Consider the following 13183-nt stretch of genomic DNA (forward strand, 5'->3'; position numbering starts at 1 on the left):
AACACATCTTTTTCTTCAAAGGCAGTACAGAAGATTCTATTGACAATTATGGAGCAGTATTTCAGTTAATTTAATTGCATTCTCTTCTGAGATATACTATCATGTGATGCAGTAACAAATAACACAGTCGTTTACAGAAAGGTTTTTCACATGACTCTTCAACAGTTAAAATATGTCATTACTGTAGCTGAGACCGGTACAATCACAGAAGCTGCTAACAAGCTTTATATTTCCCAGCCCAGTCTGACCAATGCAATACATGAACTGGAAAAGGAAATGAATATCATCATTTTTAACCGGACTAACAAGGGAATCACACTTTCTAAGGAAGGCGATGATTTCCTCGGATATGCCAGACAAGTACTGGAACAAGCAGCAATTCTGGAGGATAAATACAAACATACACCTGGTGGCAAAAAAAACTTCTGTGTATCAACGCAACATTATTCTTTCGCAGTAAATGCTTTTGTTGATCTCATCAAAGAATACGGACAAGATAATTATGATTTCAGCCTTCGTGAAACCCAGACATATGAGATCATTGACGACGTAGCAAAAATGCGCAGCGAACTTGGCATTTTGTTTTTAAATGAATTCAATGAAGTCGTTTTAACCAAAATCCTAAAATCGCATGATCTTTCATTTCATCCATTATTCACTGCCAGGCCGCATGTATTTGTCAGCCGTTCACACCCACTCGCGCAGAATACAATCATTACCAATGAAGAACTGGAAGCCTATCCTTATCTCTCTTTTGAGCAGGGAGAACACAATTCGTTTTATTTTTCGGAAGAAATCTTTTCTTCCTCTGAACGCAGAAAAAATATCCGCGTTAGGGATAGAGCAACTTTATTCAATCTATTGATTGGTTTAAATGGCTATACTGTATGTAGTGGTGTCATCGACGAGAATCTGAATGGAAGTGATATTATTGCAGTTCCTCTGGCTGTCGATGATGATATGCGTATCGGATACATCACACACAAACGAGGAATGCTCAGCAGACTGGGATGTTCTTATCTGGAAGCACTAAAAAAATATTTCATCTGATCTGGTTATCCATAGTTTAAAACTATGGATAACCAGAATTTTTATGTATTTTTCAATCTTCTTCTGCCCATATATAATGAGAAACATCACTTGAAACTTGTAAAACACAATATATGGAGGACATTAGAATGAGTTTATTACAGACACCTTTCAGATACGATTATGTAGGAAGCTTTCTCCGCCCGGAGCGGTTAAAAAAAGCCAGAGCTGATTTTGAATCAGGCATGATTAATCCGTCACAGTTAAAAGAAGTTGAGGACGAATGCATCCTTGATCTGGTCAGCAAGATCAAAGATCTGGGATATCACGTAATTACAGATGGTGAATTCCGCCGTTCCACCTGGCATCTGGACTTCATGTGGGGATTCAATGGAATTGAGCACAAAAAGACCTTAGCCGGTAATACCACCTTCGACGGAGAAGCAGCTATGATTGATGATACTTATATGATCAGTAAGATTTCTGTCAAAGAGCATCCATTCGTAGAACATTTCAAATTCATCAAGGCTTTGGAGGACGAGAATACCATTGCAAAGCAAACCATTCCTTCACCGGGACAATTCTATGCTTACTTTACGGGTGCTGAACTTCTCACCACTACGCTGGATATCTATGGAACAGAGGAAGCTTTCGCTGACGATGTAGTAAAAGCCTACAGTGAATTTGTCGCTGAAATTTATGCAGCCGGATGCCGTAATCTACAATTTGATGATTGCGTATGGGGCGGCATGGTAAATCCAAAACTTGCCGTTGCGCTCACCGGCCGAAGCGGTCAACAGCTGGAAGAATATAAGAAACTGATTCTCGACTTAAACAATCGTGTAGTTACTCTTGCACCGACCGATCTGATTATCAACACTCATGTATGCCGCGGAAATTATCATTCCACATTTTTCAGTTCCGGTGCTTATGATGGTGTTGCAGATCTGCTATTCGGAGAAGAACACGTAAATACATACTATCTGGAATATGATGATGAAAGATCCGGCGGTTTTGCGCCACTTGCAAAAGTATCCGAAGACAAAAAAGTCGTACTTGGACTTATCACTACCAAGACTCCTGCTCTCGAGAATAAAGAAGATGTCATTGCAAGAATCCACGAAGCTGCCAAATACATTCCATTGGACAGACTGTATCTCAGTCCGCAATGCGGCTTTGCCTCCTGTGAAATTGGTAACAAGCTTACCGAAGAAGAACAGTGGAATAAGCTTCGTCTTGTAAAAGAAATCGCAGAAGAGGTATGGGGTAAATAATACCCTCTGCCATATAATATAGAAAGAGCTATGATTAATCAAATCTGTTTGATTAATCATAGCTCTGTGTTTCTAATATTATTCAGCATCAAAATCTACTTCAAAGACTCCCTCGGGAGTTTTCATCGTCAAAACTCCCAGATTAAAGTCTTCATCATGAATCGTAATATGATATTCAAATATCACACCCTCTTCAAAATGTGAAAGCAACAGGTATTCTCCATTCTCCTTACCATCAATCTGATCACAGATATCATCATACACCTCTGCACCTGATATCTTTCGTGGATAACCGGATGCCTTGATTTTCGCTTCAATAATTTCGTATAATTCGTTCATATCGTTCCTCCTATACCGTTATATCACCTTATGTTCCAACCATTTTCTGCTGTGGAATCTCCATGTAAAGAGCACTGCACGCACTGTCCAGTCAGCAAACATTCCAATCCAGACACCCATCGGACCGAATCCCAATCCGCGGATTAGCAATACAGACAGGCAGAATCTGCACAGCCACATAACTGCGCAGGAGCTTATCATCGAAAATTTTACATCTCCCGCTGCTCGCAGACCATATGCCGGAACGAATGCCGAAACCCACATAATTGGTTTCACTATGGTAATCCACATAACCATATGCCAGCACATATCTGCACTGGTCTTCTCCATGCCTCCAAGCATCGTAACCGGTCTCGTCAGTATAAATACCAGTAGACAGCTTACGATAATCGTAACTTCTGCAATGACAGAGAGCTTTTTAATATAATAGACTGCTTCGTCTTTGCGATTTGCCCCCATACACTGTCCAACTATCGTCATCAGACCTACTCCGACACCGATACCTGCGATTCCATTCAGATTCTCCAGAATGTTCGTCATTGCCTGTGCTGCAATAGCAACAGTTCCAAGCGTAGATACCGTAGACTGTATTGCAAGTTTTCCCAGCTGAAACATACTGTTCTCAACACCTGACGGAATCCCGATTCCAAGTATTCTTCCAATCATCGGCCAATCCGGACGGATCTTCAGGTAATCACGCACAACAATCGGTTGCCTGTCTCTTCTGAGCTGGATCAATACAACTAGTGCACAGAAAATACGAGAAATCAACGTCGCAATTGCTGCTCCTGCTACTCCCATATGAAAGCCCCAGATCATGATTGCATTGCCTACAATATTCATGATATTAGAAATCATAGATATTGTCATCGGTCCCTTAGTATTATCCTGCGCCCGGAAAATAGATGCCGCCGCATCATACAACGCTATAAATGGAAATGACAGTGCCGTATAAAAGAAATAAATCTCTGATGCCCTCATGACATCAGCTTCCACCGACCCGAATATCAACCGGAGTAATGGCTTCTTAAACCCCAGACAGATTGCACTGACAACAATTGAAATCAGGGTAATAATAAATAATACCTGTCTCGCTGATTCATTAGCACGTTCTTGATTCTGTTGTCCTATGTACTGTGCGCAGACGATCGCACCGCCCGCTGCAAGTGCTGAAAATGCCTGAATTACTAAAATATTGATCGAATCCACCAACGAAACCGCTGAGATTGCTGCTGAGCCAACATTACTTACCATCATCGTATCTGCTGTACCCATGATGGAATTAAGTAACTGTTCCAATACAACCGGAATCAGAAGGCTCCGAATCATACGATTCGTGAACATGTGTTGTTGTTTCATTCTTCTATAGCACCTCTTCAAAAGAACCCACGCCAGTAGATTACTGACGAGGGTTCACACATTCAATATCAATCATTACATGGAAATCCACCCAAATGCATTAGCCACCGAACTAAGCAGAATAATGGCTGCAAAAATCGGGCAGAGATATTTGATCATAAAATTGAAGATCTTCTTTCTACGGAAAGTTCCTTCTCCGTGGAGAACTTCTTCCTCAATCTTCTTTACTCCAATTACTTTAGATACCAGCAGACAGGTTGTAAATGCTGCGATTGGCATCATAACAGAATTAGTCAGGAAGTCAAAGAAATCCAGAAACTGCATTCCAATAATCTTCACCCCTGCTAACGGTCCATAACCAAGAGCAGACAGACTTCCCAGTGCAATCATGATAGCACCGACAACTACGGTTGCTTTCTTACGTCCCCATTTCAGTTCATCCTGGAATGTAGATACCGCACTCTCTGTCAATGCGATAGAACTGGTCACTGCTGCACAGAGTACCAGCAGAAAGAACATAATACCAACAAGTCTTCCAAGTCCCATGCTTTCAAATACTTTCGGAATCGTAATAAACATCAGTGACGGTCCTGCCTGCAAGCTTGTTGCATCTCCGCCTGAAAATGCAAATACCGCCGGAATAATCATAAGTCCCGCCATAATCGCAATCGCCGTGTCAAAAATCTCCACATTTCTTGTAGAATCCTCAATCGCTACGTCTCTCTTCATATAAGAACCAAATGTCACCAGAATACCCATTGCAATGGAAAGGGAATAAAACATCTGTCCCATTGCAGCAACCACTGTCATCCACGAAAAATTATCCATGTTCGGAATCAGAAAATATTTTACACCGGCCATAGCTCCCGGTCTTGTTACCGAATAAACAGCAATAATTACAGATAATACCACCAGTATCGGCATCATAAACTTGGATACACGCTCCACACCGTTACGAACACCGGCATAAATAATAGCTACCGTAAATAATGAAAACAGAATAAAGCAGATCTCTGTAGATACTCCATCTGATATAAATGCTGAAAAATATCCGTCAGATGCGAGATCTGTGCCCTGTCCCATCACATAACCTGCCAGATACTTAATAACCCATCCTCCGATCACCGAATAATACGGTACAATCAAAATCGGAATAACAGCATTGATCCAGCCTCCGAACTTTATCCAACTCGCCTTACCAAACGACTGATACGCTCCTACCGGACTCTTCTTTGTCATACGACCGATCGTTGTCTCTGCCACGATCATCGTATATCCAAATGTCAGTGCCAGTATAATATACACCAACAGAAAAATTCCTCCGCCATACTTTGCTGCCAGATATGGAAATCTCCAGATATTTCCTAATCCTACGGAAGCTCCCGCTGCCGACAGTACGAATCCTAGCTTACCGGAAAACGTACTTCTCTTTTCACCATGCTTTTCCATAGTCTCTCCTCTCGATTCATTTTACCCTTTTTTGATACTTTAACAATTATTGTACCACAAGAGCAGCTATTGCCTCAATAACTTTCTGAAATTCCAGAGGTTTTGCCAGATGCATATTCATACCCGCTGCCAGGCTTTGTGCAATATCATCATCAAACGTACCTGACTCACAACTTTCATAGATATCTGCTACTTCTTTTCCATTCCATGCCTCAGTCACAACAGCACCCTGTTCAGTCATCATATTTTCTCTGGATATATTACCAGTATAGTTCATACACCACTCCGCCCACTCGAATCTGCGGTAGGTTTTTGTCCTCTTCATCTGTTACTCCCTCATAATACAAAAGGAAGCAATTCAACAAATATTGTTCAAATTGCTTCCTCATTATTCGAAAATATTGTCTATCAATATTTTGTCATATATAACAAAATACGTCAAGTTTTATGACTACCTTTTTCCTATTCCTGTACAAATTCGATAACGCCTTTGCCAAGTCTGGAAATACGTGCCAGGGAATATACATGCACACCCTGTGCTTCCAGCTTCTCACGTCCTGGCTGGAAAGACTTCTCAATCAGTGCACCCACACCTGCTGTCGTGGCATGTGCTTTTCTCAGCAGTCTCAGTGCACCTGTTGCAGCCTCACCATTGGCAAGAAAATCATCAATGATCAGGACATGATCCGCTTCACTGATCTGATGGCTGGAAAGAGTCAATTCATAACTGGTTCCTTTGGTAAATGAGCTTACCAGTGTCTGATACAGATCATCATTCAACACCTTCGATGGCTGCTTTTTCAGAATAACCATCGGCACATTCATCTCATATGCTGTCATAAGTGCCGGTGCAATACCGGAACTTTCAATCGTCACGATCTTAGTAATCCCCTGATCCTTGAAATGCTCCGCAAACTCCTTGCCAATCTCATGCATCAGTTTAGGATCTACCTTATGATTGATAAAACTGTCTACTTTTAATACGTTTTCATTCAATGCCCGGCCTTCCACCAGAATCTTCTCTTCCAGTACCTTCAACTCTTTCACCTCATATATATTTACTTTAATTTTAAAAATTAACTTATCCAATCTGTCCCAGATCTTTGACCACTTCTCCTGCTATGATCAATCCTGCAACTGCCGGCACAAATGCTACACTTCCCGGAATATCTCTCCGTTCCGTACACTTATGCTTGGCTCCCGGTGGACAAACGCAGTTCGTACGGCAGCTGATCGACATATCTTCCTTCGGTCTCGTAGGCTGTTCTTCTGAGTATACTACCTTCAGCTTCTTCACTCCGCGCTTCTTAAGCTCCCTCCGCATAACCTTCGCTAATGGACATACCTTAGTCTTATAAATATCTGCCACTTTGAACTGACTTGCATCCAGCTTATTCCCAGCTCCCATACTGCTGATGATCGGCACATTGCACTCCTTTGCTTTCATCACAAGGGAAATCTTCGCTGTCACAGTATCTACCGCATCTACGATATAATCATATTCCTCAAATGGAAATTCATCTGCATTCTCCGGAAGAAAAAAGCAATTATGAATCTCAACCTTCGCCTTAGGATTAATATCCAGAATACGTTCCTTCATAACTTCCGTCTTATACCTGCCAACGGTCTTCCTCGTAGCTATGATCTGGCGGTTCAGATTCGTCAAACACACTTTATCATCATCAACCAGATCCAGCGCGCCCACACCGCTTCTTGCCAGTGCCTCACATACATAACCACCCACACCGCCAATACCAAAGACTGCAACCCTGGCTCCTTCAAGCCGCTGCATCGCCTCTTTTCCCAGCAATAATTCTGTTCTCGAAAACTGTGTAAGCATCTATATTAAACTCCTGTAAATCGTCTCTAAATAATCTACTAATAACCTATATTATGTATTCTTTCCTTACATTTGTCAATACTCCAGAAACCACCAGAAATATTTTTTGTGGGGGTTGACAAGGATTGTATACATGTTTATAATAGACCACGATAATTGAATATCAAGCCAATCGAAGATTGCAGGAAAGCAGGCATTATGCCCGCCGAAGGAATAATACTCTCAGGTGTCTCATTTAGAGACGAGACTGTAATTGGATGGCCCTCTGGAGAATCCCTTAAGTGGGTGCCGAAGGTGAAAGCAGGACATAGTTCCCGCGAATCTCTCAGGCAAAAGGACAGTGTGACTAGTATATTAAAACAACCTTGTTGTTTTTATTATTTTGATATACCAAGATCTCGTGGATTCTCCCCGGGATTTTTTTGTTTCACAAATTGAAATCCCGGGGAGACATCTGAGACATCTATTTGAATCTTTTTCATCTATCCCAATCTATCCATTTTTCAGTCGGAGCTTTTCCCATATCTTCTATGGCTTAATAATTTTGAGAGGAATCGAGGAAAAAAACATGGAATTCATTGCAAAAATCGTTGATCTGGTCAACACATTTCTCTGGGACTACGCACTGTTGGCGCTGCTCCTTGGCGCAGGTATCATTTTTACCTTCCGCCTGAAGTTCATTCAGGTACGTAAGTTTGGCGAAGGTATGCGTTCACTGTTCGGTAATTTTTCGCTGCACGGTGGAAAAAGCGAAGAAGGTCTCAGTTCTTTTCAGGCACTGACTACTGCCATTGCTGCTCAGGTCGGTACCGGTAATATTGCCGGAGCCGCTACCGCTATTGCATCCGGTGGACCCGGTTCCATTTTCTGGATGTGGGTCAGCGCGTTTTTCGGTATGGCTACGATTTATGCTGAAGCAGTTATGGCTCAGCACACCCGTAAAGTAGAAAACGGTACCGTAATCGGCGGTCCTGTATATTACATCAAATACATATTCAAAGGTGGATTCGGTAAGTTCCTTGCAGGATTCTTCTCCGTAGCCATCATTCTGGCTCTGGGATTCATGGGTAACATGGTACAGTCCAACTCTATCGGAGTTGCATTTAACAATGCATTCCACGTACCAACTATCGCTGTTGGTATCTTTGTAGCAATTGTGGCAGCAATCATTTTCATCGGAGGTATCAACCGTATCGCAAGCTTCACAGAAAAGATCGTGCCAATCATGGCTCTCCTGTACGTACTTGGAAGCCTGATCATTCTGGTAACACATCTTCCAGGTGTAGGTACTGCATTTAAAGATATCTTTGTAGGTGCATTTTCACCACAGTCAGTCGCCGGCGGTATGCTTGGTGTGACCGTACAGAAAGCTATGCGTTTCGGTGTTGCAAGAGGTCTGTTCTCCAACGAAGCAGGTATGGGTTCTACACCTCATGCGCATGCAACGGCTAAGGTATCCAACCCATGTGAGCAGGGTATCATTGCTATGATGGGTGTGTTCATTGATACATTTATCATCCTGACTATGACAGCACTGGTTATCCTGTCTACCGGAGTTCTGGGAAATGGACAGACCGGAGCTGAACTGGCGCAGAGTGCATTTAACGTAGGATTTGGTGATTTTGGAAATATCTTCATCGCCATATGTATGCTGTTCTTCGCGTTTACCACTATCATCGGCTGGTATTACTTCGGAGAAGTCAATGTACGCCACCTCTTTGGTAACAAAGCAGTAAAAGTATATGCCGTAATCGTAGTAATCTTCGTTATCATTGGTTCTACATTAAAGGTAGATCTGGTATGGAATATGGCAGATATGTTCAACGGTCTGATGGTTCTGCCGAACCTGATCGCACTGTTAGCTTGTATGAAAGTTGTAACGTCTATTTCAAAAGAGCACAAAGCGCTCTAATTTATCGTAATAAACTGCACGATATGTGCAAAACAGCATCCGCTTTTACCCTCCCGCGGATGCTGTTTTTTATTATATAAAATATTCTATCGTCTTCTCCGGCGTCAGAAGTGTCTCTCTATTGGACAATAACACTGCTTCTCTTAATCTTCTTCGATGTGTTCCCGTCCCTGATCGATGATCGTACGCACATGATCATCTGCCAGTGAATAGAATACAGACTTACCTTCCCGTCTGCTCTTGACCAGCTTGTTCTGCTTCAGTATCCTGAGCTGGTGGGAAATAGCTGACTGTGTCATATTCAATGCCTCTGCCAGATCGCAGACACATACCTCTGCTTCAAAGAGCACATACAGAATTCGGATTCTTGTAGAGTCTCCGAAGATCTTGAATAATTCCGCCAGATCATACAGCTCGGTCTCAGCCGGAATGGTCTCATTTACTATTTTCAGGAGATTCTCATGTACCTCGCAAGATTCACAGATCTCCACATCATTTGCTTTTTTTTCCATCTTATCACTCCTAGAGGTTCTTTACAAAAAGTGCACGGATCGCATTAAGAACTGCAATCACCATAACTCCCACGTCTGCGAAAATCGCCATCCACATATTCGCTATACCAAGTGCTCCAAGGATCAGGCAGATTGCTTTAATACCAAGTGCAAAATAAATGTTCTCATATACAATGCGTAAGCATTTTCTGGATATCTTAATCGCCTTTGCAATCTTCTGTGGATCATCATCCATCAGCACCACATCGGCCGCTTCAATGGCTGCATCAGATCCAAGAGCTCCCATGGCAATTCCGATATCTGCTCTGGAAAGTACCGGCGCATCATTGATCCCATCACCAACAAATGCAAGTTTCTCTTTCTCGCCTTTCTTAGCCAGCAGTTCTTCTACTTTCGCAACCTTATCTGCCGGAAGTAGTTCGCTGTGTACTTCATCAATGCCAAGCTCTGCTGCCACCTGATCTGCCACCCGCTTCATATCTCCGGTCAGCATGACTGTCTTCGTGATACCCGCGCGCTTCAGATCCTGGATTGCCTGTTTTGCATGAGGCTTCAACTGATCTGATATCAGAATGTGTCCGGCATAAGTTCCATCCACTGCCACATGTACAATTGTACCTACTTCATGACATTCGCTGTATGGGAGATCCATCTGCTTCATCAGCTTTGCATTGCCGGCTGCCACTTCTACACCATCAACTTTAGCTTTCACGCCATGTCCGCTGATCTCTTCGATATCCGTTACACGATTACGATCGATTGGCTTGCCATATGCTTTCTGCAGACTCTTACTGATCGGATGTGAGGACGAACACTCTGCCAATGCTGCGTACTCCAGAAGCTGCTCTTCCGGAATTGTATTGTGATGTACTCCGCTGACCTCAAATACGCCCTGTGTCATCGTACCGGTCTTATCAAATACTACATATTTGGTCTGCGCCATGGTCTCAAGATAATTGGAACCTTTGACCAATACACCTTCATGACTTGCTCCTCCAATCCCGGCAAAGAAGCTGAGCGGAATACTGATAACCAGTGCACAAGGGCAACTGATAACCAGAAATGTCAGTGCCCGGTAGATCCAGTCACCCCATTCCGGCGCAAGTCCCAATGCAAGCATACGCACGATTGGCGGCAGGATTGCCAGTGCCAATGCACCGTAGCAGACTGCCGGTGTATAATATCTTGCAAATTTCGAAATAAAGTTTTCAGATCTCGACTTTCTGGAACTTGAATTCTCCACCAGTTCCAGAATCTTGGATACGGTAGACTCCCCAAACTCACGGGTCGTCTGAATCTTCAGCAGACCTGTCATATTGATACATCCACTGATAACCTCATCACCGGCTTTTGCTTCTCTCGGAAGACTTTCGCCAGTCAGTGCACTGGTATTCAGTGTACTGCTGCCTTCTGTGATCACACCATCAATCGGCACTTTCTCACCCGGCTGTACAACGATCACCGTGCCAACTTCTACCTCATCCGGATCCACCTGTTCCAGTTCTCCGTCTTTTTCAACATTCGCATAATCCGGTCGGATATCCATCAGCTCACTGATATTCCGTCTGCTCTTGCCTACCGCATAACTCTGGAACAGCTCGCCGATCTGATAAAACAGCATTACGGATACGCCTTCTTTATAATCACCCAGGGCAATCGCACCCACAGTAGCTACTGCCATCAGGAAATTCTCATCAAATACCTGTCTGTTCAGAATACCTTTGAACGCTTTGCGCAGTACGTCGTATCCGATTACCAGATACGGCACCATATAGCAGATAAATCTGATATATCCCTCTAATGGAAGAAAACTGAATGCAATGATCAGTACTGCCGCAACGATAACACGGATCAATACCTTTTTCTGTTTCTTTGTCATATCTGCTCCTGTCCTTTCCGATTCATTTTCCGCTTTATTCTCTGCAGATATCTGTTACCATCTAGCTGTATCTTACAAGAAGATCTCGCAGTCGTCTTCTACCTTCTTACAGTTCTTCAGGACTTCTTTCATAACCTTCTTAGGCTCCTGTCCCTCTTCGAATTCCACGATCATCTTCAGCATCATGAAGTTAACAGTTGCATCCTTAACGCCTGCAGTCTCCTTTGCTGCCTGCTCCATCTTATTTGCACAGTTTGCACAGTCGACATCGATTTTGTAAGTCTTTTTCATAATAAATACTTCCTTTCTGGTATTGAATTATTTGTTTGAATATATGAGCACTTGTTCATATATTTGTTTTTATTATAGCACTACTATCATTTCTGTCAATAGCTTTTCGCATCTTATCTGGAATCCCTGTAAACGATATGGTATGATGAAATAAACATCCGAAGGAGGCAATTTATGCACGTAGGTAAGAAAATGCAAAAAAGAGAAAAGTCTGCCATGTCTGTATCACTATATGGTAATCTGGTCTTTGTCGTCATTGAACTTATGATGGCACTGGTCACTGACTCTCAGGCCGTACTTCTGGACGCCGTCTATGATGGTGTAGAATTCTGTATGCTGCTCCCTTCCATTTTTCTGATTCCATTACTATACAAGCCCTCTAATGAAGAGCACCCATTTGGATATATGCAGATCGAGACCATCTTCGTTGTTGTTAAGGGGATTACTATGACAGCAGTTACCTTTGGTCTGGTCTTTAACAACATCAACCTAATGCTGCACGGCGGTCATATTGTGTCCTTCCACACTGTTGCCGGATTTGAATTATTTGCCTGCATCTTAGGTATCATCGTAACCGTTTATCTCTATTATAAAAACAAACAAATGGAATCACCGCTCATCAATATGGAAATGCAAGGCTGGCGGATTGACAGCTTTATCTCACTCGGTATGACCGTTGCTTTCCTGTTGCCAATGCTGATCCCATTCGACTGGTTCCAACATATCGTGCCGTACCTTGATCAGTTAATCACCATTGTACTTTCACTGGTTATGATACCAACACCGATCCACACTGTAATCACAGGTATCCGTGATCTGATGCTGATTCCACCGGAAGAAGAGACCATCGATGATATCAAAGAAACCATCGAACCGATCATCGGCGTATACGGACACAAAAACCTGTATTACGATATCGTCCGCACCGGAAGAAAGCTCTGGATCAGTGTCTACATCAGTTTTGAAAAGGACATCGTATCTCTGTCCAAATTTAAACAATTACAAGATCAGTGTATTAAGGCACTGGCTTCCAAATATTCCGATTTCTACTTTGAACTTCTGCCGGATATAGAATTTACCGTGATTGAAGATATTGAATAAAATCCGGAAAAAATCTGTTGACAGCTTTTTATCCGAGTGTTATATTATATGTGTACAAACCAAAGGCGGTTTTCCAACAGGAAAACTGCCTTTTTTGTTTTGTATAATAAAAAGGTTGCTATTGCAGGAACGCCGAAGTATCATTTTCCCCAAGAATGATCTCCGGACAAACTCCAATTCATATATACTTTTCTCCTT

13 protein-coding genes and 1 riboswitch are annotated in these 13183 nt (G+C 42.6%); of the genes, 4 read left to right on the forward strand and 9 right to left on the reverse strand.

What is annotated here, in order from left to right; translation table 11 throughout:
* Positions 1–150: 150 nt before the first annotated feature.
* A complete protein-coding gene (locus OCV65_RS03660) occupies positions 151–1050 on the forward strand; it encodes a LysR family transcriptional regulator (protein ID WP_262580984.1) in 900 nt (299 codons plus the stop codon).
* A gap of 128 nt (positions 1051–1178) precedes the next feature.
* A complete protein-coding gene (locus OCV65_RS03665) occupies positions 1179–2303 on the forward strand; it encodes a 5-methyltetrahydropteroyltriglutamate--homocysteine S-methyltransferase (protein ID WP_262580985.1) in 1125 nt (374 codons plus the stop codon).
* 78 nt (positions 2304–2381) lie between these two features.
* Here the strand turns inward: OCV65_RS03665 and OCV65_RS03670 are convergent, their stop codons facing one another.
* The 6 genes from OCV65_RS03670 to OCV65_RS03695 all read right to left on the reverse strand — a co-directional run bounded on the left by OCV65_RS03670 (position 2382) and on the right by OCV65_RS03695 (position 7290).
* Positions 2382–2642, reverse strand: coding sequence for a hypothetical protein (locus OCV65_RS03670; RefSeq protein ID WP_118383439.1), 261 nt, complete (start codon positions 2640–2642; stop codon positions 2382–2384).
* Between the two features lie 18 nt (positions 2643–2660).
* A complete protein-coding gene (locus tag OCV65_RS03675; protein WP_118383438.1) occupies positions 2661–4001 on the reverse strand; it encodes an MATE family efflux transporter in 1341 nt (446 codons plus the stop codon).
* A 75-nt stretch (positions 4002–4076) separates the two neighbouring features.
* Positions 4077–5450 (reverse strand): sodium-dependent transporter, encoded by a 1374-nt coding sequence (locus OCV65_RS03680; RefSeq protein WP_262580986.1) that lies wholly within the window; start codon positions 5448–5450, stop codon positions 4077–4079.
* Between the two features lie 46 nt (positions 5451–5496).
* Positions 5497–5775 (reverse strand): response regulator, encoded by a 279-nt coding sequence (locus OCV65_RS03685; RefSeq protein ID WP_262580987.1) that lies wholly within the window; start codon positions 5773–5775, stop codon positions 5497–5499.
* Between the two features lie 137 nt (positions 5776–5912).
* Positions 5913–6488: a xanthine phosphoribosyltransferase gene (locus OCV65_RS03690; RefSeq protein ID WP_262580989.1), complete on the reverse strand. Its 576-nt coding sequence runs from the start codon at positions 6486–6488 to the stop codon at positions 5913–5915.
* 43 nt (positions 6489–6531) lie between these two features.
* The gene (locus OCV65_RS03695) at positions 6532–7290 is read right to left on the reverse strand and encodes a tRNA threonylcarbamoyladenosine dehydratase (RefSeq protein ID WP_262580990.1); all 759 of its coding nucleotides are present in this window, start codon (positions 7288–7290) and stop codon (positions 6532–6534) included.
* Positions 7291–7545: 255 nt separating this feature from the next.
* Positions 7546–7641: riboswitch (glycine riboswitch) on the forward strand.
* A 217-nt stretch (positions 7642–7858) separates the two neighbouring features.
* Between OCV65_RS03695 and OCV65_RS03700 the strand changes: the two genes are divergently transcribed.
* Positions 7859–9202 carry an alanine/glycine:cation symporter family protein gene (locus OCV65_RS03700; RefSeq protein ID WP_262580991.1) on the forward strand — a complete coding sequence of 448 codons (1344 nt, stop codon included), beginning with the start codon at positions 7859–7861 and terminating at the stop codon, positions 9200–9202.
* A 143-nt stretch (positions 9203–9345) separates the two neighbouring features.
* On the opposite strand, the gene OCV65_RS03705 is transcribed toward OCV65_RS03700, so the two are convergent.
* The 3 genes from OCV65_RS03705 to OCV65_RS03715 form a co-directional block, all read right to left on the reverse strand.
* Complete coding sequence (locus OCV65_RS03705) at positions 9346–9714, reverse strand: ArsR/SmtB family transcription factor (RefSeq protein WP_118383429.1); 369 nt, start codon at positions 9712–9714, stop codon at positions 9346–9348.
* 10 nt (positions 9715–9724) lie between these two features.
* Positions 9725–11593 (reverse strand): heavy metal translocating P-type ATPase, encoded by a 1869-nt coding sequence (locus OCV65_RS03710; RefSeq protein ID WP_262580992.1) that lies wholly within the window; start codon positions 11591–11593, stop codon positions 9725–9727.
* Positions 11594–11665: 72 nt separating this feature from the next.
* A complete protein-coding gene (locus tag OCV65_RS03715) occupies positions 11666–11884 on the reverse strand; it encodes a cation transporter (protein ID WP_118383427.1) in 219 nt (72 codons plus the stop codon).
* Positions 11885–12058: 174 nt separating this feature from the next.
* On the opposite strand from OCV65_RS03715, the gene OCV65_RS03720 reads away from it, so the two are divergent.
* Entirely contained in the window at positions 12059–12985 is a 927-nt protein-coding gene (locus tag OCV65_RS03720) for a cation diffusion facilitator family transporter (protein ID WP_262580994.1), read from the forward strand.
* The last annotated feature ends 198 nt before the right edge of the window (positions 12986–13183 follow it).

It is taken from the genome of Dorea ammoniilytica, assembly GCF_025567415.1.
GTDB lineage: Bacteria > Bacillota > Clostridia > Lachnospirales > Lachnospiraceae > Claveliimonas > Claveliimonas ammoniilytica.

What these genes read in the sequence shown, in the direction of transcription:
- OCV65_RS03675 (WP_118383438.1), bottom strand. Translation starts at nt 4,001, where the DNA reads ATGAAACAACAACACATGTTCACGAATCGTATGATTCGGAGCCTTCTG.
- OCV65_RS03695 (WP_262580990.1), bottom strand. Translation starts at nt 7,290, where the DNA reads ATGCTTACACAGTTTTCGAGAACAGAATTATTGCTGGGAAAAGAGGCG.
- OCV65_RS03660 (WP_262580984.1), top strand. Translation starts at nt 151, where the DNA reads ATGACTCTTCAACAGTTAAAATATGTCATTACTGTAGCTGAGACCGGT.
- OCV65_RS03715 (WP_118383427.1), bottom strand. Translation starts at nt 11,884, where the DNA reads ATGAAAAAGACTTACAAAATCGATGTCGACTGTGCAAACTGTGCAAAT.
- OCV65_RS03685 (WP_262580987.1), bottom strand. Translation starts at nt 5,775, where the DNA reads ATGAAGAGGACAAAAACCTACCGCAGATTCGAGTGGGCGGAGTGGTGT.
- OCV65_RS03705 (WP_118383429.1), bottom strand. Translation starts at nt 9,714, where the DNA reads ATGGAAAAAAAAGCAAATGATGTGGAGATCTGTGAATCTTGCGAGGTA.
- OCV65_RS03710 (WP_262580992.1), bottom strand. Translation starts at nt 11,593, where the DNA reads ATGACAAAGAAACAGAAAAAGGTATTGATCCGTGTTATCGTTGCGGCA.
- OCV65_RS03665 (WP_262580985.1), top strand. Translation starts at nt 1,179, where the DNA reads ATGAGTTTATTACAGACACCTTTCAGATACGATTATGTAGGAAGCTTT.
- OCV65_RS03700 (WP_262580991.1), top strand. Translation starts at nt 7,859, where the DNA reads ATGGAATTCATTGCAAAAATCGTTGATCTGGTCAACACATTTCTCTGG.
- OCV65_RS03720 (WP_262580994.1), top strand. Translation starts at nt 12,059, where the DNA reads ATGCACGTAGGTAAGAAAATGCAAAAAAGAGAAAAGTCTGCCATGTCT.
- OCV65_RS03680 (WP_262580986.1), bottom strand. Translation starts at nt 5,450, where the DNA reads ATGGAAAAGCATGGTGAAAAGAGAAGTACGTTTTCCGGTAAGCTAGGA.
- OCV65_RS03670 (WP_118383439.1), bottom strand. Translation starts at nt 2,642, where the DNA reads ATGAACGAATTATACGAAATTATTGAAGCGAAAATCAAGGCATCCGGT.